The 23311-nt window shown below is 52.6% G+C and carries 9 protein-coding genes; all 9 read left to right on the top strand.

Annotated features, from left to right (window positions below):
• Window positions 1-201 precede the first annotated feature (201 nt).
• Window positions 202-1578 (top strand): ABC transporter substrate-binding protein, encoded by a 1377-nt coding sequence (locus AC0THY_RS02055; protein ID WP_489992811.1) that lies wholly within the window; start codon window positions 202-204, stop codon window positions 1576-1578.
• Between the two features lie 198 nt (window positions 1579-1776).
• Complete coding sequence (locus AC0THY_RS02050) at window positions 1777-2643, top strand: carbohydrate ABC transporter permease (RefSeq protein ID WP_489992810.1); 867 nt, start codon at window positions 1777-1779, stop codon at window positions 2641-2643.
• Window positions 2643-3479 (top strand): carbohydrate ABC transporter permease, encoded by an 837-nt coding sequence (locus AC0THY_RS02045; RefSeq protein ID WP_489992809.1) that lies wholly within the window; start codon window positions 2643-2645, stop codon window positions 3477-3479. Before AC0THY_RS02050 ends, AC0THY_RS02045 begins: the two co-directional genes overlap by 1 nt.
• A 34-nt stretch (window positions 3480-3513) precedes the next feature.
• Window positions 3514-6312, top strand: a complete 2799-nt coding sequence (locus AC0THY_RS02040; RefSeq protein WP_489992808.1) for a glycoside hydrolase family 38 N-terminal domain-containing protein — start codon at window positions 3514-3516, stop codon at window positions 6310-6312.
• A gap of 45 nt (window positions 6313-6357) precedes the next feature.
• The gene (locus tag AC0THY_RS02035; RefSeq protein WP_489992807.1) at window positions 6358-7344 is read left to right on the top strand and encodes an HAD family hydrolase; all 987 of its coding nucleotides are present in this window, start codon (window positions 6358-6360) and stop codon (window positions 7342-7344) included.
• A 22-nt stretch (window positions 7345-7366) separates the two neighbouring features.
• Window positions 7367-12298, top strand: coding sequence for an OmpL47-type beta-barrel domain-containing protein (locus AC0THY_RS02030; protein ID WP_489992806.1), 4932 nt, complete (start codon window positions 7367-7369; stop codon window positions 12296-12298).
• A 13-nt stretch (window positions 12299-12311) separates the two neighbouring features.
• Window positions 12312-13253 (top strand): type I phosphomannose isomerase catalytic subunit, encoded by a 942-nt coding sequence (locus AC0THY_RS02025; protein WP_489992805.1) that lies wholly within the window; start codon window positions 12312-12314, stop codon window positions 13251-13253.
• A 112-nt stretch (window positions 13254-13365) separates the two neighbouring features.
• Window positions 13366-18186: an OmpL47-type beta-barrel domain-containing protein gene (locus tag AC0THY_RS02020; RefSeq protein WP_489992804.1), complete on the top strand. Its 4821-nt coding sequence runs from the start codon at window positions 13366-13368 to the stop codon at window positions 18184-18186.
• Between the two features lie 47 nt (window positions 18187-18233).
• Window positions 18234-23234 carry an alpha-L-fucosidase gene (locus tag AC0THY_RS02015; protein WP_489992803.1) on the top strand — a complete coding sequence of 1667 codons (5001 nt, stop codon included), beginning with the start codon at window positions 18234-18236 and terminating at the stop codon, window positions 23232-23234.
• Window positions 23235-23311: the final 77 nt, after the last annotated feature.

The raw sequence follows: 23311 nt of genomic DNA, 5'->3' as shown, positions 1-23311 counted from the left end.
TACCTCCTTGTACAAGTGTAAATTTTGAATGAATTGTACAATAAAGAAAGTGCAAAAGCAAGACAACCTATTAATTTTGAACTACTTCTATAATTTGTTAAATTGAGATCCTGAAATTTTTAAAATATAATAATCTCATCAATAACAAACCGGTGCGTTGAGAAAAATAAAATGCGAAAGAGTTAAAAGGAGGACAAAGTTTTGAAAAAAAGAAGAATGCTTATAGGTCTCTTATTGACAGCTTGTATGACTGCAGGTCTGCTCGCAGGCTGTGGAAACAGCTCAGGACAGAAGGCGGTGGACGGGGCAGGGGACAGCGGGACCCAAAAGGAAACAGCGGCCCAAGGCTCAGAGGACACACCAGCCGGTGCAGACACACAGGCAGCAGACGCCACTGATACAGAGGGAGAAACCACCATCACATTCGGGGTTTTTGAGACAGACAATATCACAGCGGAGATCTGGCAGAGTATGATCGACTCTTTTGAGGCCGACAATCCCGGGATCAAAGTGGAGAAGGTGCTGGCAACCGGAGATGACCGCCCTGCGTTCTGGAAAACCATGTTGAGCAGCGGCAATTTCCCGGATGTGATCCTGGAGGCAGAGCAGCTGGCTACCATGGACGGCATCTTCACAGAAGTTCCACAGGAGATCCAGGACCTCTTCGAAGAGTCCGCGCTCTGCGAATACAACGGAAAGTGCATCACAGTTCCCAGCTTTAAACAGTACAAAATGCAGTGCTACTACAATAAAGCCATCTTTGAGGAGCTGAACCTTACAGAACCCCAGACCTGGGATGAATTTATGGAGGTGTGCCAGACCATCAAGGATGCGGGCAAGGTGCCTCTGATGTGCGGCGGAACAGGAGATATCTGGGCAACCGGCGAGCCGTTCTGGATCGCGGAGGGCGACACCGCTCTTCTGGCAAAATACCCGGAGTTCAATAAAGACCTGAAAGAGGGAAAAGTGGCCTGGAATAATGAGACAACCGTGGATGTACTGACCAAATGGCAGGATATGGTGAAGAAAGGCTACTACTATGAAGGCGCCATGTCACTCAGCTACAGCCAGGCGTCTGAGGAGTTTAAAAAGGGCACCGCAGCTATGATCGTGGACGGCTCCTGGCAGGCTGCCGGTCTGGACGGAGAGCAGAACGATGACTTTGGCGTGTTCGTGGTTCCCACCATGGACGGCAGCAAGATCACTGTTGCAGACTGTTCCTACTGGGGCGTGTCTGAGAGCTGTGAGAACAAGGACGCAGCCTTCCAGTTCATTAAATATGTGTTTGACGAGAACCAGGAAGTGTACAAGGCATACCTTCAGTCAGATGGTTTATACTCCACCACGAAAAAGGCGGTATCCTATGAGCAGGGACCGGTTACCACAAAATTTGTGGAAAATATCTCAGGATGGGACAGTGTTCAGGAAATCATCAAGCTTCCGGGCGAGTATGCAGCCCCCAGCGGAATGCAGTCCTTCATGGATAAATCCTTCCAGAACATCTTCAACGGTGCAGATGTGCAAAGTGAAGTGGAGAGCTGGGATGCAGAATATCAGCGGCTGATGGAAGCGCAGTAGGCACGGTCTGCAAACAAGAGGTACATAAGAGGCGGACTTGAATGAACCGCTGTATATGGAAATAGAGAGGGCTGCTGTAGGTTCAGAATCAAATGTGAATTTGCAGCGGCTCTTTTATCTGAGAAGCAGATAAGATGCGCGCTTCACAGCAAGAACGCCGAGGCGTTTTTGAACTATCAACAAAAAGAGGTACATAACATGAAAAAAAGTAAAATGTCCTTTGGATTTGTGGTTCCGGCATTTGCCGTTTACACCCTTTTGCTGGTGATTCCCATTTTTATGGCGTTCTATTTCAGCCTGAACAAATGGAACGGCTTTAATGCCATGCAGTTCTTAGGATTGGAAAATTATATCAATGTGTTCCAGGATGCCAGATTAGGGAACGCAGTGAAAAATACGGCGGTGATCTCCATTGTCGTGGTGGTTCTGGTTAATGTGCTGGGCCTGTTTCTGGCCATGCTGGTCAATACCGCTTCGGCTAAGAGCAATCTCTTCCGCACCATCTTCTTTGTCCCCTTTGTGCTGAGCACAGTAGCGATCTCCTTTGTGTGGAAGAGCATTCTCTCCTACAACGGTGTGCTGAACGGGATGCTCACTGCCCTGGGACAGTCCCAGCTGGTGGGAAACTGGCTGGGCACACAGGGGCCTGCCATTGTCTGTATCATTCTGGTGGAGATCTGGCGTACCCTGGGCTATCACATGATGCTGTATCTGGCGGCCCTTCAGACTGTGCCACACGAGCTGTATGAGGCATGTACCGTGGACGGGGGAAACCGATGGAATAAGTTTCGCAATGTAACCCTTCCGCTGATTATACCGGGAATGTCCGTGAGCTTTCTGATGAGTATCATCAATGAGCTGCGCATGTACGATGTGGTGAAGATCATGACCGACGGCGGACCAGGGTATGACACTGAGACGATTGTGTACAACATCGTATCCCAGGGCTTTTCCAACAACATGGTGGGATATTCCTCTGCCATCTCTGTGGTGCTATTCCTGGTGATCGGTGCGATCTCGATCTTTATTGTCTCAGCCATGAATAAGAAGGGGGTGGAGATGTAATGCATTCTATGAAAGCGAAAGCGAGAACCGTAAACATCCTCCAGACAGCCTTTTTGATCCTGCTGGCACTGATTGTGATCCTGCCCATATATATCGCAGTTGCAAATACCTTTAAGGTATCGGACATCATTCTGGACCAGCCCCTGTCTCTGCCGCTGCCTCCCACCCTTGAAAATATTATCAGTGTCTTAAAAAGCCCGAATACAAACCTGGTGGAGATGTACGCAAACTCGGTCATTCTCATGGTGGCAGGCACTCTGCTGACTGTGGTGGTCTCTTCCCTGGCAGCCTACTATCTGGCAAGGGTCAAGACGAAGTTTTCCGGTATGCTGAGGGTGTATTTCCTGATTGGTATCATGGTTCCCTATGTAATCGTGTACCTGCCTCTGTGCATTCTGCTGCGCAACCTGGGGATTCCCCTGGGAGTGCCGGTACTCATTCTGGTATTCACATCCGGAAATATTTCCTTTGCCACATTTATGTATACCAACTATGTGGCTTCCCTCCCGGCGGAGCTGGAGGAAGCTGCTTCCATAGACGGAGCGGGCAGGTTTCAGATATTTTGGAAAATTATGTTTCCGCTGCTGCGCCCCTGTACAGCCACCATCGCCATCTTTGTGGGACTTGGCATTTGGAACGACTTCCAGACTCCACTGCTTTTGGGGCAGGTGAAAACCATCACTGTGGGAATCTACACCGCGGTGGGACCCTACTCAGCCAACTGGGGCGTTGTGTTTGCCTATGTATTTTTTGCGGCGGCTCCGGTCATTGTGGCATATCTGTGCGCCCAGAAGAACTTTGTGGCTGGCCTGACCATGGGAGCGCTGAAAGGCTGATAATCTTGAAAGAAGAAAAAAGGAGTTTTCAGAGATGGAGAAAAAAGGTTATGTGATCACGCACACCCACTGGGACCGGGAATGGAGGTATCCTATCTGGGAGAGCCGGATTTATCTGGCCGAGATGCTGGATGAATTGCTGGATGTTCTGGATGAGCAGGAGGAGTATGTAAGCTTCCTCTTTGACGGACAGAGCGTATTTTTGGAGGACTATCTGGCCCTGCGCCCGGAAAACAGTGGGCGGCTTAAAAAACATATTCGGGAGAAGCGCCTGCTGATCGGTCCCTGGTATACACTTCCGGACCTGTATCCCGTGAGCGGGGAGAGTCTGGTGCGCAATCTCCTTAAAGGGGATGCGGTGTGCAGGGAGTACGGACACAAGCTGAACGTGGGCTATGAGTCCTTTGGCTGGGGACAGCCCAGCCAGTTCCCTCAGATTTACAAGGGATTTGATATTGACCTGGTGATCGTTGCAAAGAGGGTCAGCGAGAGGAGGGCCCCAGAGAGCGAGTTCGTCTGGGAGGGCAAGGACGGCACCCAGGTGCTGGCCACCAGACTGGGCGGAGATGCCAGGGCCAATTTTTATATGAATACCTACATGGAAGCCATGAGCGGCCGGAAATACAAATCAGATGCGTTCCGCTATGACTATGGAAATACCAGGCTTTATCACCGGGCGGACAAAACCGGCAGCGAGCAGGACTTCTTTATGGTGAGCTATCAGGAGGAGATACACGAAGAAAAGCTCAGAGAACTGGCCCTTCGTTCCTGGGACGCCATGGAGGACAGCAGGCTGAAGGGGGACCGGGTGCTCATGGACGGGTCGGATTCCACCTGTGCACAGACCGGGCTGACCCGGCTGCTGGAAAAGCTCAATGAAGCGCTGAGGGAGGACGGCATCACCCTGGAGCACACCAGCATGGAGAACTATGCGGCTTTGATGAGGGATAAACTGAAGGGAGAAGATCTGCAGGTCATCAAGGGAGAGCTGCGGGACGGCCCATCCCCCTCAGTGTCGGCCAATGCGCTGATGACCCGCTATCCGGTAAAGAGGAAAAACAAAGAGGCGGAAATGCTTCTTTTGGATCTGGCAGAACCACTCAGCGTGGCGGGCGCAATGCTGGGTCTGCCTTACAACAGCAATTATCTGGGAAGGGCCAGGGACTATCTGCTGGGTTCCCAGTCCCACGACAGCATCAACGGAGTGGTGCAGGAGAAGACAGTGCGGGATGTGATGTACCGTCTGGACCAGTGCGCGGAGCTGGCCGGATGTGTGAGGGAGCAGGTGCTCCGCCATATCGTTCAGCATATTTCCAGCGCCGGATGCGAAAAGGGGGACCTGCTTGTGCTGCTGGCAAATCCCCTTCCCCACAGACGCAGTGAGGTTGTGGAGCTGGTGGTGGATACTCCCAGTGAGCAGAATATATGGGATTTTGACGTGTATGACATGAGTGGGGAGAAGCTTAAGTGTGCCCATATCTCCAGAAAAGAATCAGTTACGCCCACAGTCAACCGCCATACCAGACCCGAACCCTTCTATGCGGACCGGCATGAAGTCCTTTTGGAGACAGGAGAGATTCCGGCCGGGGGCTACAAGGTGGTAAGGCTGACACCCAAAAAGAGATTTGACAGAAAGCAGAAGTTTTGGCCACCCACCCGCATGAGTGACGGCAGAGAGCTGGGAAAGAGCGCCTGTGTGATGGAAAATGATTTCCTGAGGGCAGAGGTAAGGCCAAACGGTACGGTGTGCCTCCTGGATAAGGAGACCGGCTTTTTCACAGGGGAACTGAACTACTTAGAGAGCGGAGGAGATCTGGGGGATTACTGGATTCACTATCCGCCTTACCATGACCGCACCTACACCAGCCAGGGAGTACAGGCGGATATCTGGATGGAGGAGAATACCCCGCTTCAGACAAGTATCTGTGCATCCTATCTTTTCAGGGTTCCCGCATACGGGATACGCCCGGAGGCCGGCATACAGGGGGAGAGCAGGCGGAGCAGCCAGATGACAGAGCTGCCGGTTTGCGTCCGCTATACCCTGAAAAAGGATGCCAGGATGCTGGAGGTAAGGCTCCAGGTTGAGAACCGGGCAAGGGATCACAGACTGTCCGCTTGCTTTGACGCAGGGATATATGCCCGGGGTGCCTGGGCAGGGGGACACTTCTGTGTGGATTACCGTGAAAGTACGGCGCAAAACGAGGAGGAAGGACTGCACTACACAGAGATGGACAAGCTGCCCATGCAGGGCTTTGTGGACATCAGTGACAATGTACGGGGCTTTGGCGTGATTTCCCCGGACCTGCTGGAGTATGACGCCTCCTGTCCCGGCCGCCTTTCCTGTACCTTGTTCCGGGCAGTGAGAAATATCATCTGCACAGAGTTTCGAAGCGGTTCCTCCTACCCATCCCAGGAGGGAGGGCAGCTTCAGGAGAAACTGGAATACCGCTATTCACTGATGCCCCACAGAGGGGACTGGGAATCCGCCGGACTGCCTGAGAAGAGCAGAAGCCACAGTGTACCGGTGCTCCCGGTACAATTCAGCGTGGACGGACGGGGGGAGGGAGACCTTCCAATGGAAAAAAGCTTTTTTGAGGTGAAGGGCGCTCTGGTATCCTGTATCAAGAAATGTGAGGAGCGGGACAGCGTCATAATGAGGCTCTACAACGTGGAAACCGGAACCAAAAAGGCACAGATCCGGTTTGCACTTCCCATAAAAGAGGCATATTTGGTCAATATGAAGGAGGAACGGCTGGGGCCGCTTTCCTGTGAAGAGGGAGAGATTTGCACAGAGCTGGGACCTGACAAGATAGTGACCATAGAGGTGAGGTGACTGTGAAGACACTCACATAGATGAAAGCAGTAAGGAGATAGAAGTATGGAGAGATATATCCCGGGAATGGGAACTTTGAGAGAGGCGGAAGCGTTTGGACAGCTTCCGGAGAGTGAAGGGGGGATCTTTAAGGCCGGTGCGGAGGGGGTGAAGGAGATCCTTGTGACCGCGGACGGGAAAGCAGAGTTTGTTGTGTATGAGGATAAGACCCTCTGTTATGTAAAGTCCCTGATGGGCTATCCGGCAATCTATCCCATGACCGAGCCGGTATATGAGGGACCTGCGAAAGCCCTTCTGATGGACCTGGACGGCACCAGTGTGAAGAGTGAGCAGTTCTGGATGTGGATTATTGAGAAGACGGTGCAGCGTTTGATGGAAAAGGAGAGCTTTCGCCTGAAGGATGAGGATGAGCCCTTTGTATCCGGGCACTCTGTGTCCGAGCATCTGCAGTACTGCATCAACAAGTACTGCCCGGATAAAAACGTGGAGACAGCCAGGTCGTACTACTATGAAATCGTTGAGGATGAGATGCAGAAAATCATGGACGGAAGGGGGAAAAAGGGAGCCTTTGTCCCAGCCCCGGGCTTAAAAGATTTCCTCACAGAGGTGAAGGCAAAGGGCATTCAAATCGGTCTGGTAACCTCAGGACTCTACCGCAAGGCAATGCCTGAGATCGTTTCCGCCTTTGAGGTGATGGGCATGGGAGACCCCTTCGACTTTTACGATGCCATCATCACTGCGGGGACTGCGTTTGGCCGGGGGAAGGCGGGGACCGTCAGCGAACTGGCCATGAAGCCCCACCCCTGGCTTTACGCGGAGACTGCCAGAGTGGGCCTGGGGATTCTGCCCGGGGAGCGAAACAGGGTGATTGGAATGGAGGATTCTTCCGCAGGCGTGCTTTCCCTGCGCCTCTCGGGTTTTCCGGTGATCGGAATCGGGGGCGGCAATATTGAGAAAGCCAGCGTGGGCGGATTGTGCCTGAGCAGATATGAGAACTTGTGTGACGCACTTCCTATGATTATAGGAAGATAGAGAGAAAAAGGAGAAGAAGCTTATGAGGAAAAAGTTGATTGCCGGTTTACTGGCGGCAGCCCTGACCGTGACCTCCGTACCCGGAGTGGCTCTGGCCGCACCCAAGGAGGAGAGCGGCAGTAAGGTAATGGCAGAAATCTATGTGTCAGCCTCGTCTGAGGTGAAAGACCCGGATGGCTCAGAGGCCAGGCCCTATGCAAGTATGGATGAGGCCAGGCAGGCGGTAAGGAAGTTAAATGATAACATGACAGGGGACATTGTGGTTTACTTTGACGACGGGGAATACCTGCTTGAGGACACCGTGGCCTTTGACCAGGAGGACTCGGGGAGCAATGGATATCAGATCCTATACAAAGCCAGAGAGAAGGCCAGACCAGTTCTTACCTCTGGTCTGGAGGTGACTGGCTGGGAGGATGCCGGGGACAGCGGACGTCCCGGTCTTTTGGCTGCGGATGTGGATATTCCCAACACCAGGCAGTTCTTTGTGGACGGTGAAATGGCCACAAGGGCTAAGGGCAGGATTCCCGGGGGAATGAACCGTGCGGGTGAGAAGAAAACTTACACCACATACAATGGAAATCACGATGCCTACACAGGATTTCTGTGCAGCAATACGGATATTTTAAACTGGAGAAATCCCTCGGACATTGAATTTGTCTGGGACATTAGCTGGGCGCACAGAATCTCGCCCATAATATCCATCACAAAACAGGATGACTCTCATACCTTTATTGAGATGGAGTGGGATTCCTTTAAGACAGGTCAGATCGCGGGAGGAGTCCAGATCACAAGGGAACCGGACTACGCGGAGAATGCCTATGAGCTATTGGATGAACCGGGAGAGTGGTATTTTGACCGGCAGGAAAAAAGGCTCTACTATATGCCAAAAGCGGGGCAGGACATGGACAAGGTCCAGGCCATTATCCCCAGTGTGGAAAACCTGATCACCGTTGAGGGAAGTCTGGATGAGAAGGCAGAAAATATCGCCTTTGAGGGCTTTACCCTGGAGTACAATACCTGGCTGTATCCCAGCACAAAGGGCTGGCCGGAGCAGCAGGCCAACTTTGCCCATGACCCCAGAGAGGAGTTCAACATGCACGCCTACTCCCTGGCGCCGGGGGCAGCAGTGGTGACAAAGATGACAAAGGGCATCACCTTTGACGGCTGCACCTTCCGCAATCTGGGCTCCGCCGGCATCAACATGCTGGAGGGTTCCACAGAGAACAGGGTACAAAACTGTGTGTTTAAGGACATTTCAGCAGGGGGCGTTCTGGTGGGCGGCGTGAGCATCACGGATGCGCATCCTCTGAAGCCGGGAGACACCATAGAGAATCATATTGCCAATAAGACCGAGCACGATGAGCGCCTGATTGTAAAGAACAACACCATCACCAATAATTATTTCAACGGAATCGGCACAGAGTACAAGGGAAGTATCGGCATTGTGGCGGGCTACACGGACGGTACGGTGATCACCAACAACACTGTGCGGAATGTGGCTTACTCCGGTATTTCCGTGGGCTGGGGCTGGGGATTCTGGGACCAGGGCGGACGTTACAAACCGGACGGTACCCCGGACAATGAGACACCGGCGGCTTACCCCAGATTCCCTCTGGGCGATGCGGCTGTCTCCAGGAACAATGTGATTGAAAATAACGACATTTCCCAGTGCATGATGAAGCTTCACGACGGAGCCGGAATCTACACCCTGGGCGATATGCCCGGAAGCAGCATCAGGGCCAACCTGATCCACGACAACGTGGGATGGCCCGGCGGCATTTACCTGGATGAGGGCAGCGGCGGCATGACTGTGGATGAGAATATCACTTACAATGTCCAGGTGGATTTAAACCACAATGTGCGCGAGCACACTTATGGGTACAAGGCAGATCATTTTGTGGACGGCGGCAGTAACCACTATGGGGTAAAACCGGGAAGCAGCAGCTATCCCGCGGAGCTGGCAGCGAGGGCTGGGGTCCAGGATGTGAACGGACAGAGCATTATCCCCATTGAACTGAACAATCTGACCGCGCCGGAGTTTATCACTTCAGGGGATAAGGTAATCCTGGAGGGCAACTTCGGGGAGGAACCCGGCAGGGTGGCGCTTTGCGGGGAGAACGGTACCGTTTATCTGGACAGAACATCAGAACATATCTTAAATTGGAACGCGAAAAAGATTCTCATCCGCATACCGGGTGGCATTGTGACAGGCCCGGTGTGGATAGAGAGCGCATCTGGCACAAAGAGCAATACAAAGAAAATCAATGTGGGGGACTTTACGGAGGAGCTGTTTGCAGATGACTTTGACAGCTATGAGGAGGGACAGCTAAGCGCGCAGGAGAGTGCGGCAAACCGCTATACAGCCATTGTGGACAGCGCCTATGTGGAAAAGGATGAGGACAACGGCTCACAGTTTTTGCGCATCAATAAGTCCGGTGGATCGGACGCGCGCATTGAGAAGAAAGCGGACTGGCAGGATGTGATGATTGCCATGGACCTGCGCTATGACGTGAATCCACACGATTTCGGGGGACTCTTTCTCTCACCCAGATTCCAGGACCACGACAACAAATACCTGGTTCTGCTTACACCCAACTACAGCAACGGCCTGGGATACCAGCAGTATGTGGGCGGCAGCCTGAACGGCCCCGGGGGCGGAGGTAAATTCACCTACAAAGTGGGCACCTGGTACAGTACCAAGATTGCCATTGTAGGTCAGGAGATGAAGGTAAAGGTGTGGGAAAAGGGCAAACCGGAACCTGCACTTTGGAATTCCACAACCACCTTTTCCGGGGTGAACAGAGGCGGACTGCTGATCCAGCTCACCAGTCTTAAGGATGGAGAGAGGGCCAGCATTGACAATCTGAGGGTGCTGGGCTATGAGGCAGGAGCTACCACGGATGTATCCGGAGACTATACGGCCCCTGTGGCCACAGCACTGGTGACAGGAAACCGCAGCCAGGAGAATCCGGACTTGTACCACAGCGATGTCCGCGTGGAGCTGGCTGCCCAGGATGACGGTACAGGTGTGGCAGATATTGAGTACCGTCTGGGAGACGGGGAATTTACCACCTACACGGAACCGCTCTTGTTTACCGGAAACGGAGACTACACCCTGTCCTACCGCGCAACGGACCGGGCGGGAAATGCTGGGGAAGTGCAGACATTCCACTTTGTTGTGGACCTGCAGCCCGGAGAGCTGATCTTTGAGGACGATTTCGAAGACTATGCGCCCGGAAGCTTTACCGATTTGGAGAAAAAGGGATACACGGCCATCAACAAGGACGCCATGGAGATTGCCGGGGACGATGCAGGCCAGCTTTTAAAGCTGAAGGGCATTGGCCAGGATGTGAGGCTTTTGAAATACGCGGACTGGGAAAACACAGTGATGACCTTTGACTACAAGTATCAGAACCAGTTGGGCGGACTGGAAGGGCTTTACCCCAGCAATTACTTCCAGAGTCTGGGACCGGACAGCATGTATGCCTATCCCATGCTGCCAGGATGGGGCGGAGTCCTGCTCCAGCAGAATGTAAACGGAAACGCAAGCAACATCACGGGAATCAGCAACGAGGATTATCCGCTTCAAAACGGTGTCTGGTACACGGTAAAGATGCAGACCTCATCCGACCACATGGCCTTTAAGATCTGGCACAGGGGAGAGGAGGAGCCCGCCCAGTGGATGGCTCAGAGAGACGTTTCGGGATTGAGCGGAGGCGGCGGCCTGCATCTGTCCTTCTCCGGAAAGGCCAATGAAAATGAGGCATACATTGATAACATCCAGGTGAGAGGCTTTGAGGTAAAAGCTAAGGAGACCAGGGTAACCTTTGAGGTTCTGCCGCAGGATGCGAAGATAACTGTGACAGATGCCCAGTTCCAGACAGTAAACGCTCAAGCGGATAAAAGCTATCTGCTCAAAGAGGGAACCTACTCCTACTCCATCGAAGCAGAGGGATATTTGACTGCCGCGGGAACCCTCAAGGTGAACGGGGAGATGACCCAGAATATCCGGACAGCTCTCATAAGATGTCCTGCATCCAGGGAGAAGCTGGACGAATTGATCAAAGAGGCATGTAACATTACGGAGGCGCAGCTTCAGGCATTTACAGACGAGAGTGTAAGCACATTTAAGACAGCCCTGGCAGCGGCAGTGAGTCTCTCGAAAAAGGCTGCTCAGGAGGAAGTGGACGCAGCGGCAAAGGCACTGGATGAGGCCATCCGGGGATTGGAAAGGAAACCGGATAACCCCATTCCGGACAACCCCGCACCGGGGGACAAAGAGGAGCCACAGACAGTGGAGATATCCAGTTTATCAATCAGCGGCATTCCGGCCCAGACCCACACAGGCGGGGCATTGAAACCCAAGGTGACCATCAAAGACGGAAACAAGGTGCTAAAGGAAAATACGGACTATACCCTGACCTACCGCAGCAATGTAAAACCGGGAACAGCCCAGGTGGTGATCACCGGAAAGGGAAACTACCGGGGAAGCATAACCAGAACCTTTGTGATCAAAGCCAAAAAGGGAAAGACTTACACAGCGGGCAGCTATAAGTATAAAGTGCTAAACGCTTCGACTAAGTCCGGAACCGTTAGCCTTATAAAGCCGGTGAAAAAGACCCTGAAAACCGCAAGGGTGCCTGGATCTGTGAAGATTGGAAACTACAGGTACAAAGTGACAGAAATTGCCAGGAATGCATTCCGGAACAACAAAAGACTGACTACAGTGACCATTGAGAAATATGTGACCAGGATTCATCCATACGCTTTCTATGGCGACAAGAAGCTAAAAAAGATTACCGTGAAATCTAAGTCACTGAAGCTTGTGGGTAAAAATGCATTCAGAGGGATATACAAAAAAGCGGTGATTAAGGTTCCGTCCTCCAGACAAAAGAAATATCGGAAGCTGATGAGAGGGAAGGGACAAAGCAGTTCTGTAATCATCAAGAAATAGAGGAAGTCAAGCTATGGCAATCTTAAAATTAGAACCGGCCTTTAAGGAATACATCTGGGGTGGGGACAAGTTAATCAGAGATTATCACAAGCAGTACGACGGAAAGACTCTGGCCGAATCCTGGGAGCTGTCCTGCCACATGGATGGCAGCTCCCGGATTGCCGAGGGACCTTTTCAGGGGAAAACCCTTCAGGAATATATCGAGTGGGAGGGAAAGCGGATTCTGGGAAGCCACTGCGCGGCCTTTGATAACTTTCCGGTGCTGATCAAGTTCATCGACGCCAGGGAGGATTTGTCCATACAGGTCCATCCCAGCGATGAATATGCTCTGAACGAGGAAGGTCAGTATGGGAAGACGGAGATGTGGTATGTGGTGGACTGTGCGCAGGATGCCTATCTCTACTACGGGTTTTCCAGGGAGATATCCAGGGAGGAATTAAGGCAGCGCATCCAGGATGGGACTATTCTGGAGGTGCTGAACAAGGTTTCTGTGCAGAAAGGAGATGTCTTTTTCATCGAAGCCGGCACCATCCACGCAATCGGAAAGGGCATCGTAATCGCGGAGATCCAGCAGAATTCCAATGTGACCTACCGGGTTTATGACTATGGAAGGACGGGGCCGGACGGAAAACAGAGAGACCTGCACATTGAAAAAGCGCTGGCGGTTACAGACCGCAGTCCAAAGGCGCGCAGAGAGGATTTTGAACCCCACCTTGGAAGCTGCAAATATTTTACAGTGGATAAGCTCACGCTGGACGGCAGAGTCCTGGGAAAGATGAGCGGGGAGGTGGACGGCAGCTCCTTTGTGCATGTACTTGTGCTGGATGGCAGCGGAACCGTCCGAAACGGCGAGGAAGTCTCCTTTTCAAAGGGGGACAGCCTGCTGATCACTGCATCCACAGGACATTTTGAGATCAGCGGGTGCTGTCAGACACTGCTTACGACCATTCCCTGAAGAATGCCAGAGAGAGAAGGGGAAGAAAGTTACTGGGAACGTGTGAATAGTAACGTCAGAAAGCCCAGGGGGAGGAAGAGGCCTCCCTCTGACAGATGGAGGATGAGAAGGTATGAGAAAAGATTTAAAAAGGAATATGGGCAAGAGAATAGCTGCCGCAGTGCTTGCGGCAGCTCTTGTGGCAGGTTCCTGCCCTGCGGGCATGACAAGTTATGCAAGTAAAAAGCAGCAGGCACCTGTTATGGCAGAAATCTATGTATCCCCCTTGGGGAGTGACACAGGAAGCGGTCTGGCAACAGATCCGCTGCGGACGCTGGAACAGGCGAGAGAGAAAGTCAGGACCATGAACCAGGATATGACAGGAGACATTCTGGTGTATTTTGAGGACGGGGAATACTTTATGGAAAGTACGGCAGCATTTGAGGCTGAAGACTCCGGCACCAATGGCTATCGGGTAATCTACAGAGCCAAAGAGGGCGGCAGGCCTGTTTTTACTTCAGGAAAAGAGGTGACAGGCTGGAAGGACGCGCAGGATGGACAGCGGCCTGGCCTTATGAAGGCAGAGGTGCCGGATGTGGAGAATACCAGGCAGCTCTATGTGGACGGGGAGATGGCCGTCCGGGCCAGGGGCCAGGTTCCCGGAGGCATTGAGCGGGCCGGCGAATATCAGGAGTACACTACCTACAGCGGAACCCACAGGGCGTACCGGGGCTACAAGAGCAGCGCGGTGGAGATGGCAGACTGGCGCAATCTTCAGGACGTGGAGTTTGTGTATGACATTCTCTGGGTGCACCGGATATCACCCATTGCTTCCATTGAGAAGGTCAGTGACAGCGAGATTTACATAGAGATGGACTGGAAGTCTTTCAGGCTGAACCAGATAGCCGGGGGAAACCAGGTGCACGCGGACGTCCCAAGTTATATCGAAAACGCTTATGAGCTTTTGGATGAGCCGGGAGAGTGGTATTTTGATGAGCAGGAAAAGGCGGTTTACTACCTGCCCGAGGAGGGGCAGGACATGGACCAGGCCAAGGTCATCATCCCCAGCACAGAGCAGTTCATCACCCTGTACGGGGAGGCGGACAAAAAGGTAAAGAACCTCTTCTTTGAAGGCCTCTCCTTTGAATACAATACCTGGCTGTACCCCAGCGTTCACGGGTGGCCTGATCAGCAGGCCAACTTTGCCCATGATCCGGAGGAGACGGAAAACATGCACGGGTACTCCCTCACCCCCCAGGCGGCCGTTGAGACAAAGATGAGCGAGAACATCACCTTCCTGGGATGTGATTTTCGCAACCTGGGTTCCGGGGCAGTGGGAATCCTGAAGGGCTCTGTGAACAATGTGGTGGAGCAGTGTGTCTTCCAGGATATCTCCGGCGGCGGTGTCCTCATCGGCGGCGTGAATATCAATGATGCCCACCCGGTGACTCTGGCGGAGGATGCGACCTTGGATGAGATCAGGGAGGCCATGCAAAGGCATGCTAAGGACCCCGGAAAGTATCCCCACGATGAGCGCTATGTGGTAAAGGACAATGTGGTTACCAACTGTTATTTCAATGAGATCGGTACAGAGTACAAGGGAAGCGTGGCAGTTCTGGCGGGCTACACGGACGGAACCGTTATCACTCACAATACCATCAAAAATGTGGCCTACTCCGGCATCTCCGTTGGCTGGGGCTGGGGCTTCTGGGACCAGACGGGGCGCGCCAACTCCACAGAGGCGGGGGAGATCACACCCGAGTGGTATCCGGTATTTCCTCAGGGGGATGCGGCTGTCTCCAGAAACAATATCATTGAATACAATGACGTGGGCTACTGTATGACAAAGATGCATGATGGAGGCGGAATCTATACCCTGGGCGACATGCCCGGAAGCAGCATTTCCTTTAACAGCATCCACAACATGTCCAGTTGGCCGGGAGGCCTCTATCTGGATGAGGGCAGCGGCGGCATAAAGGTGGAGGGTAACATCACCTATGACACTCCCTACACCTGTTTTTACAATATCCGGGAATTTACCTGGGGACACCGGATGGATCAGCCTGTATTTATGGAAAACTACTGGGATACGGCGCCGGAGAGCACAGCCTATCCCCACGGGCTTGCAGAACAGATCGGCATTGAGAAAGCCTTTGAGCACATCCGCCCCAAGGAATTGGACAAGGTGACAGCCCCTGACTTTGTAAAAACAGGGGATAAGGTAACCCTTGAGGGGTATTTCGGGGAAGAGCCGGGACGAATTGTCCTGACAGGACCTGGCGGTGAAGTGGCGGTCAATGGGGATTCTCCCTGTCTTCTTGGCTGGACTAAGCACAAGATTTCCTTTTTGGTTCCGGGAGGCGTCTCAAGCGGCAGCTTTTATGTGGAAGCGGCGGACGGGACCCGTACCAACAGAGATCAGAAACTGACGGTATACGGCAGTGAAAAAGAGCTTTTTGCCGATGATTTTGAATCCTACTCCGAAGGGAAACTAAATGCGCAGCAGGAGGCAGTGGAGAAATATACCTTCCTGCATGACCGGATAAGTGTTGCACAGGAGGACGGCGGAAAGATTCTGAGGATGAACTCCGATGGAAATGATATCTATCTGACCAAGGAGGCGGACTGGGAGAATGTAAAGATTTCCTTTGACTACCGGTTTGATTCTGACACAAAGGACTATGGGGGAATTTACATCTCACCCAGATATCAGAACAAGGACAACCGCTGTCTGGCAAATCTGCTGCCGCATTTCAGAAACGGAATCTTTTATCAGAGGTACTTAAACGGCGGCTACTCAGAGCATGGGGACACCAATTTCACTTATGAGGTGGGCGCCTGGTACTCTATAAAAATGGAGATGACCGGGGATAACCTTCAGGTGAAAATGTGGAAGCGAGGAGAGGAGGAACCCTCCGGGTGGACAGGCGGCGCCTCCTATGGCGGCCTGCAAAAAGGAGGTTTCTTCCTCCAATACGCAGACTCCTCAGGAGCGGATACTGCTTTTGCAAGCTTTGACAACCTGGCAATCACTACCTTTCAGGAGGGTGTAACGGAAGATCTGTCAGAGGATCAGACAGCTCCGGTGACCCAGGCGCAGACGACTGGGGACCAGACAGCGCAGGGGGCATACATTAACCAGGCAACCATTTCTCTGGAAGCCGAGGACGGGGAGAGCGGCGTTGCCGGCATCCACTGGCAGTTAAACGACGGGCCGGTGAATGAGTATGAAAAGCCTGTGGTAGTCTCCAGGGAGGGGGCGTTTACCCTGACCTGCTATGCCTATGACCGGGCCGGTAACAGAGAAGCCGCGAAAAAAGTAACCGGAACCGTGGCCCAGGGAAATGTTCTCTTTGAGGAGAATTTTGACGAGTATGAAGAGGGGAAATTTACAGACCCCAATGAGGTGGGATATGAGCTGACCCATCCGGAACAGTTCGAGGTGGTAAAAGGGAATTCCATACCAGGTAAGGTGCTGAAGATACAGGGCAAGAGAGACACCGCAGTCCGCATGATCAAACAGGACAGCTGGGATGGAACGGTCATGACACTGGATTTTTGGTACCAGGAGGATTTGGGAGGAATTGAAGGCCTCTATGTGAGCAATTATTACCAGTCCTTCAGTCCTGACAACATGCATGTGTATCCTGTCGTACCGGGCTACGGAGGAATACTGCTGCAGCAAAATGTAAATGGGAATGCAAGAGAGGCGGCCAGGCTGGAGAACAAGAGAATCAGTCTGAAGGCAGGCCACTGGTATCACCTTAAGGCGTACACTTCCGGCAGTGAGATGGCGGTAAAAGTATGGCCCGAGGGTAGCGAGGAGCCCCAGGAGTGGATGGCAGCAGGGGAAGTGAACGGCCTGCAGGGCGGCGGCGGTCTGCATCTCTCCTTCTCAGCGGGAGGAAATGAGAACAACTACGCATTGTACGACAATATTAAGATCATTGATTTTACTGAGGCCAAGCCTATAGAGGAGGCGGATACCAGCGCGCTTCAGGCCAAGCTTGATGAAATGAAAAAAGTGGATTTAACCCAGTACACCCAGGAGTCCGCCCAGAGACTTGCGGCAGCTATGGAGGCGGCACAGGAGCTTTTGGACAGGGATGATTTGACGATTCTGGATCAAGAGCAGATACAGGCGGCAGTGGAGGAACTGGAAGCCGGCTACCTGGAACTGGAGAAGGAAGAACCGGAGACGGAGCCAAAACCTGCTCCTCAGACAACCTTTCAGGTGATCTTTCAGGATTACAACGGCAGTGTGCTGAGTCAGCAGAAGGTGGAGAAAAACACTTCTGCAAAAGCTCCCGCAGCGCCCGCAAGAATGGGATACACCTTTACAGGATGGAGCTCTCCTTTTGAAAAAGTAACTCAGAATATGGTGATTACCGCCCAGTACCGGGCCAATACCTACCGGATCTCCTTCCATAAGAACGGCGGCCGGGGAAGTATGGGCACCCAGTCCATGACCTATGACCAGAACAGCAGCCTGAGAGCCGGCAAGTTTAAACGCTCCGGTTACATTTTTAAGGGATGGAGTACACAGAAAAATGGAAAGGGGCCCCTCTATGCGGACCAAAAGCCGGTGAAAAACCTTACATACGTAAATGGAAAGACCGTCACTCTCTACGCACAGTGGAAAAAGGCGGCACGCCCGGGGAAGGTTAAGACCGTAAGCGCAGCCAGCAAAAGGGCGAAGGTCTGTACGGTTGCGATCACAAATGTAAAGAGAGCGGACGGCTATCAGATCAGCTATTCTTCCAACAAGTCATTTAAGAAGGCAAAAAATGTGTATGTGGCGAAAGCGGAGGGAAAGAAGACCACAAAGCTGCTGAAAGGGCTAAAGAGAAAGAAAACCTACTATATAAAAGTACGGGCCTATGCAAAGGATTCCGCAGGAAAACGCTATTACGCCAAAGCGTTTAGCAAGGCAAAGAGAGTAAAAGTAAAATGATAGCCATTATATGCAGATAGAAATATGAGAAACAGAAGGGAGAAGGAATGAAGCTAAATACTATAAAGAGGACTCTGGCGGTGGTCTTAAGTGCAGCTGCTATCCTCACGGGGACAATGGGAAATACATTCCACACATCTGCGGCAGGGGAGGGCAATGGGGGGCCTGACTCTGCTAAGGGGGTTCTGTCCCTGGCTGCTGAGGCCAGCCAGTCCCGCAGCGGATGGGACATCACACCGGACAATCTGGTAAACGGAAGCGGTCTTTCCAAAAAGAACAGTCTGGATGCCACCCACTCCAACGGGAACTATGCCCAGGGAATGTGGCAGACTGAGGACAATGCGGGCAGTTCTGTGTGGGTAGAATTTGACACCGGAAAAGTGCAGGAGCTGGCGAACCTGTACATTTGGAACCACAACCAGTACGATGGCACGGACCAGTTTTTAAAGAGAGGCTTTCACTTTGTCAATATCGAGTATTCCTCAGACGGGGAAAGTTGGACACCCCTGGACGATCAGCTGGATGTGGGTTATCACCGTGAACTGCATATGGCCACCGGCTCTGTCCGTGAACCGGTCAGCGATACAGTTGTTCTGGGGGTGGCCGCCCGCTATGTGCGCATCGCGGCAAACCCGGACCCAAGGCTTGGAACCTTTGACGGGGGCGGATGCTATGGCCTGAGCGAGGTTATGATTACTCACTACATGGGGGAGGCGGACATCGCAAAGGAAAATCTGGCAAACGCAATCGCCCGCACTCAGAAGCTGTCGGACTTTGATTTTGCGGCGGAGAAATGGACACAGCTTCAGGGAGCAGTCACTGCAGCCGAGGAAATGCTGGAGAATGAGAATGCCACTGAGCAGGAGATTGGACAGACAAAGGATAACTTGGATGCCGCAGCCGCGGATACCGGAATCCCCTCCGGAGTCTCTGCCTCGCTGGAAAAGAAAATACGGGAGGCACAGGAGCTTAAGCGTGAGGAGTACACAACCGAAAGCTGGCAGGAGGCAAAGGATGAGATTGCCCAAGCTCTGGGGGCAGCCAGGGATGCAGCCCTTCTGGGTGTGAATGATACGTCCAATGCCGGGAAAGCGGACAATGCACTCAAGACACTCACCCGGGCCATTGCAAAGCTGCGCGGCCTTCCCAGAGAACGGATGGAGATGTACCGGGAACTTGTAAATCAGCGTTTTGGCATGTTCCTTCACTACAATATGTCTACCTACACTAACAACGGACAAAATCCCAAATATGACTTTGCGCTGGAGGACTGGGGGCCGGCCATGGCGGACCCGGAGGACTTTGATCCCGCAAGCCTGGACACAGACCAGTGGGCGGATGCTGCGGTATCCGCGCAGATGGAATTCTCCTGCATGACCAGCAAGCACCACGACGGCTTTGACATCTGGCCCAGCCAGGTTTATGAACACAATATTTCTAAGGGAAACCAGCCCGGGCTGGACGTGGTGGAGGAATACCTTACCTCATTTAGGAGCAGGGGAATCCAGGCGGGCCTGTATTTTTCCATCATGGACCTGCATCTGGAGGCAGTGGAAAAACCCAATTTCAGCGGTACCAATGACCAGATACGCAAAGAGATCTATACCAAAAACCGGGATGTCATTTTAGGACAGATCCGGGAGCTGATGACAAACTACGGAGATATTCCGTTCCTGATCCTGGACGGGTGGAATGCAGATTGGGGAAGTGACCTGGGAAGCCCTCTCTACACGGAGCTGCCCTACAGGGAGGTAGAAGAACTGGTGCACAGCCTTCAGCCCAACTGTATTGTTATCAATATAAGCTGCGAGGTTAATGACACGCACACGGACCTGACCATCTTTGAAAACGGGGCTGGGCAGACCATTCCCTCCTGGTTTGATAAACCAGGTATGGCCTGCCACAATCTCCAGGGACAGTGGTTCTGGAACACCAACAACCCCACCCAGCAGCTGCAGTCTGTGGACTGGGTGCTGAACCAGATGTGCTATCCCCAGAACCGAAAAGGCTGTGCGTTCATACTGAATGCAGCGCCCAATCCGGAGGGCAGAATGGACCGGAACGTGCTGGATCGACTTCGGGAGATCGGGGATGCCTATGAGAAGCTGCCGGACCTTCAGGAGGTTCCCTCCAGCTGGTACAAGGATTATGACACAGCGGGAAATCTGGCCTGGAAAAAGACCATAAGTCAGTCTTCCGTGTCGGGGCGAAGCTACGGGGAGCGGGCAGCCGACGGCATCCTGAACGGCTCGGACAGCCGTCAGAGCGTGTCCGCCACAAAGACGGAGAGCAATCCCTGGTGGCAGGTGGACTTAGGCGGCAACAAAGAGCTGGAGGACATCACCATATGGAACTGCGAGGGGGAGGCAAAGAAGAACTTAAACAATTTCTGGATCTTCGCCTCTGACCAGGCATTGACAGGGACGTTAAAGGAATTGAAGGACAACGAAAGTATCACAAAGGTCCACGTGACCGATACCCCCGACCGGAGCCTCAATGTGGCTTTAAATACCACAGCGCGGTATGTGCGCATCCAGTTGGAGGGATATAAAGCCCTCAACCTGGCGGAGGTTATCCTGTCGGAATCCGGTAGGCACTCTGTGAAGGATATCTATAAAGTCGCCTCATTTGGAGAGCGGCATGTGGAGACGGGAACCGACATAGAGGAGCTGAATCTGCCATCCTCTGTGGAGGTAACATTGACGGACGGGAGCACCTTACGGGCAGGGGTAAGGTGGGATAACGGCGTGCCGGAATACAACAGCAATGGAAAAGGGACTTACCGGTTCACCGGGACTTTGACGGACCTTCCGGGGAACGTGACCAACTTAAGGGATTTAAAGGCCATCCTTCTGGTAACCTTTGAGGAGATCCGGCTAGAGTCCGTGGATGCCCCCAAGGAAGTTCAGGCTGGGGATAAGATTGTATTAAAGGGACATTTTGGAAAGACTCCCGGAGAGGTGGTCTTGACAGGGCCGGGACAGGCAGTGAAATTAGGGAAAGATTCTCCTTATCTGATCAGCTGGGGGCCACAGCAGATCGTGCTTTTGGTCCCAGGAGGCGTGTCCACAGGGAGTATCTATGTGGAGACTGCAGACGGTACGCAGACGGATAAGAGCTTTGTAATCACCACCTTTGAGGACGGAGTGACCGAGGATCTGACCGAGGATACACAGCCCCCGGTGACGAAAGCGGAGGTGAACGGAGAACATACAAAAGATGGCGCTTACATTAATCAGGCAGAAATCCGTCTGACGGCTGAGGATGAGGGTACAGGCCCTGCGGGGATCAGCTGGCAGTTGAACGGTGGCGGGATCAGAGAGTACGAAAGCCCTATTGTGGTTTCTAAAGAGGGGGAGTTTACACTCACCTACTATGCCTATGACCGTGCAGGAAACAGGGAACAGCAAAAAAAACTCAGAGGAGCTGTGGTGCTAGGAAAGCTACTGTTTGAGGACAGCTTTGACGAGTATGGGCTAGGAAAACTTTCGGACACCCAGGAAAAGGGATATCAGCTCACCCACCCGGACCAGTTCCTGATCGCAAAAGACGGGGACCGGGCCGGCCATGTGCTGAAGATCCAGGGAAAACAAAACGCTGCGGTGCGGCTCACAAAGCAGGACAGCTGGGATGGCACAATAATGACACTGGATTTCCGGTATCAGGATGAGCTAAATGGCATCGAGGGACTTTATGTGAGTAATTACTACCAGTCTTTCAGCCCGGACAATATGCACGCCTACCCCATTATCCCCGGATACGGGGGAATCCTGCTTCAGCAGAATGTAAACGGCAGTGCCGCGGAAACCGCCAGGCTGGAGAATGACAGGGCGGGATTAAGGCCTGGGAGCTGGTATCACTTGAAGGTCTACACCTCCGGCAGCAGGATGGCGCTTAAAGTGTGGCCGGAGGGAGGTACGGAACCAGAGGACTGGATGGCGGAGGGAAGCGTAAGCGGACTGAAAAACGGAGGAGGCCTGCACCTTGGATTTTCCACAGGCGGCAATGAGGCTAACTATGCGATGTATGACAATGTGAAGGTAATTGGCTTCCAGGAAGCGGACCCCGTCAGGCCCGCGGATAAGACAGAGCTTCGCCGGGAAACCGACAAAATGAAAGCCATTGATCTGAGTCTCTACCAGCCGGACTCCTCCGCACGTCTTAAAAACGCCCTGGCGGCTGCAGAGAAACTGCTGGAGGATGAGACGCTCACCGCTGCGGACCAGACAAAAATTCAGGAGGCAGTGGAGGAACTGCGCGCAGGATACAGGGAGCTTAAGGAGATCCAGGAACCGGATACAGAGCCGGACAAGGTGGTTTCCTATCAGGTGACCTTTAAAAATTATGACGGCAGCGTGCTGTCTGAACAGAAGGTGGAGAAGAACGCTTCCGCCAAAGCACCATCTGTACCGGAGAGATTCGGTTACACCTTTGCGGGGTGGAGCAGCGCATATGGAAATGTGACACAGAATCTAGTGATTACTGCACAGTTTAAGGCCAACACCTACCGCATCTCCTTTCAGAAGAACGGAGGAAAGGGGAACATGGGCCCCCAGAGCTTGACCTATGACCGGGAAATCAGAGTAAAGGCCAATTCATTTCGCAGGCCGGGTTATGTGTTTCATGGCTGGAATACCCAAAAGAATGGAAAAGGGGCTGCCTATGGAGATAAGAAGGCGGTGAAAAACCTGACCCATGTTCAGGGAAAGACCATCAGCCTGTACGCCCAGTGGAAGAAGGTGAAAAAACCCGGAGGAGTGAAATCATTTACAGCCAAAAGCAAAAAGGCAAAAGTCTGCTCCGTAACCATCACAAATGTGAGGACAGCGGACGGATACCAAATCCAATATGCCGCAAACAAGAGCTTCAAAAAGGCCAGGAGTGTCTACAAGACAGGGCAGAGAGGGAAGAGAACGGTGAAGGCCTTAAAGGGATTGAAAAGGAAAAAGACATATTATCTGAGAGTGAGGGCTTACGCCAGGGATTCTTTGGGCAAGCGGTATTTTGCCACTAAGTTTAGCGGTGTAAAGAAGGTTAAGATAAGATAGCGGACAGGAAGAGAATTCACCCAATATTATTTAAAGGCGGATGTGGTCAACTGGCCGCATCCGTTTCTTCGTTACAT

The sequence above is a fragment of the Ruminococcus sp. 8Y-12 genome, from assembly GCF_058119865.1.
Note: the sequence above shows the minus strand (reverse complement) of the source record. Positions and strands in the feature narration are given on the sequence as shown.